Here is a 2112-nt window from a genome sequence, read left to right as displayed (position 1 = left end):
GGATCTCCGATCCGGTATCCCCGCGCGCGCACGGTCTCGATGATCTCGGGTGTCGCCTTGCGACGGATGTAGTGCACGTAGGTGTCGACCGAGCTCTCCGAGTCGCCCGAGGCGAAGACCGCGTCGGAGATCTCGGCACGGGAGAAGACATGGTCGGGGCTCTCGGCGAGCAGGCGCAGCAGGGCGGTCTCGGTCGCCGTGAGCGCGACGCGGCGTCCTTCGGGTGAGAAGAGCGCGAGCGCTGCCGGCGCGAACTGCCACTCGCCGACGTCGCGGCGCACGCCGTCGGTGCGGAACCCGCGCCGCAGCGCTCGCAGTCGGGCGAGCAGCTCGTCGTAGTCGAACGGCTTTACGAGGTAGTCGTTGGCGCCGACGTCGAGTCCCTCGACGCGGTCGTGCACCGACCCGAGCGCCGTCAGCAGCAGGATGGGCGTCGCGATGTGGGCCGTGCGCACCGCCTGCACGAGGGCGATGCCGTCCATCCCCGGCAGACGGCGGTCGACGACCATCGCCTCGTACCGCCGCGACAGCGCACGCTGCAGGGCGCTCTCACCGTCGGCGACGTGGTCGACCCGGTAGACCTCCGAGAGCACCTCGACCGTGATCTCCGCGATCTCGGGGTCGTCCTCGACGTAGAGCAGCGCGGGTCGCTCGGCGCCGTCGGCCTGGGGGGTGCTCACGCACCCAGCACACCATGCGGGCGCTGAGATGTCACCAAGACGAGCGGATGCCGCATCTCGCCGCCCCGCGACGGCGTGGCGTGAACACGGTGACGGCGCGGAGGATCACCCGCGTTTAGGCTCCTCACATGGGGAGATTCATCTACGACACGATCGGCAACTCGGTGGAGATCGAGGACCGCACGCTCGCGCATCTGCGCATCGTCGTGATGAACAAGCTGCGTCGTGCCGAGCCGTTCATGTTCGACGTCGAGATGGGCGACGGCAGCGGTCGCCGCAGCTTCTGGGTGCACCCCTCCGTGCCGCTGCAGTTCCACTTCTTCGGCAGCCGCCAGCCGCGCATCAACCGCGCCTGGGTCGAGGATCTGATGGCCGCGGCATCCGGCCCGAACGGCCTGACGATCACGCCGGAGCCGGCGGACGAGCCTCCCGCCGGGCCCCCGTCGGACTGAGTCGTTCGGATCCGTCGCCGCCTTGTCAAGACCTGGGCGGATCCTCGCTCGCGCGGGACAGTGGAACCTGCTGTCCTCAGGAGGTGATGCGTGCGATGAGACGAGGCGAACCCGAGCCGAGGGACGAGGGGATCGATGCGGCATCCGAGGTGCCCATCGACGCCCACCCGGCGTTCGATCAGGTGCCGGCGATCGATGTGATCGACGGCGAGCTGGTGCCGCGGAGTCCCCGGACGCGCCCCTGACGGTCATGCTTTTCCGCGGGCGCTCACAGCGTCCCCCGATGAGACGGTCGTAGCGTCGGCCGAGTGAGTGTGCCGCTCGACGACCAGTCCATCACCGTCTCCCCGTCGCAGTTGCGCGATGCGCGCGACGAGCTGCAGCGTTTCCTGCTGGAGTACCGCTTCGGCATGCAGGAGATCGAGACCAAGATCCAGATCCTGCGGGACGAGTTCCTGCACATGCACGACTACAACCCGATCGAGCACGTCTCGAGTCGCGTCAAGAGCCCGGACAGTCTGGTCGAGAAGGTGCTGCGCAAGGGCATCGCCCCCGACTTCGACTCGATCCGGGCGAACATCACGGATGTCGCGGGCGTGCGCGTGACCTGCAGCTTCACCGCCGACGCCTATCGCCTCTTCGATCTGCTCACCTCGCAGCCCGACATCACGGTGCGCACCGTGAAGGACTACATCGCGGAGCCCAAGCCGAACGGCTACAAGTCGCTGCACGCGATCGTCGAGGTGCCGGTGTTCCTCTCGACAGGGCCGATGCCGATCCCCGTCGAGGTGCAGTTCCGCACGATCGCGATGGACTTCTGGGCGAGCCTCGAGCACAAGATCTACTACAAGTACGCGCGCCAGGTGCCGGCGGGGCTCGTGGAGAGTCTGAAGGATGCCGCCGACACCGCGTCCGAGCTCGACGGGCGCATGGAGCGGCTGCACCGCGAACTCCACGGACCCCACGCGGTCGACGTCTGA

At 68.2% G+C, this 2112-nt stretch carries 4 protein-coding genes; 3 read left to right on the top strand and 1 reads right to left on the bottom strand.

What is annotated here, in order from left to right:
• Nucleotides 1-680, bottom strand: a 680-nt coding sequence (locus tag ABT08_RS08925; protein ID WP_288114732.1) for a response regulator transcription factor, incomplete at its 3' end; no start/stop codon positions are given.
• Between the two features lie 128 nt (nucleotides 681-808).
• Here ABT08_RS08925 and ABT08_RS08920 point away from each other — a divergent pair.
• From ABT08_RS08920 to ABT08_RS08910, 3 genes are all read left to right on the top strand, one after another.
• Complete coding sequence (locus ABT08_RS08920) at nucleotides 809-1132, top strand: DUF7882 family protein (protein ID WP_137878314.1); 324 nt, start codon at nucleotides 809-811, stop codon at nucleotides 1130-1132.
• Between the two features lie 95 nt (nucleotides 1133-1227).
• Complete coding sequence (locus ABT08_RS08915; RefSeq protein ID WP_273204637.1) at nucleotides 1228-1377, top strand: hypothetical protein; 150 nt, start codon at nucleotides 1228-1230, stop codon at nucleotides 1375-1377.
• 63 nt (nucleotides 1378-1440) lie between these two features.
• Nucleotides 1441-2112: a GTP pyrophosphokinase gene (locus ABT08_RS08910; protein ID WP_045247398.1), complete on the top strand. Its 672-nt coding sequence runs from the start codon at nucleotides 1441-1443 to the stop codon at nucleotides 2110-2112.

Source organism: Microbacterium sp. SCN 71-21, assembly GCF_001725695.1.
Lineage (GTDB): Bacteria > Actinomycetota > Actinomycetes > Actinomycetales > Microbacteriaceae > Microbacterium > Microbacterium ginsengisoli.
Note: the sequence above shows the minus strand (reverse complement) of the source record. Positions and strands in the feature narration are given on the sequence as shown.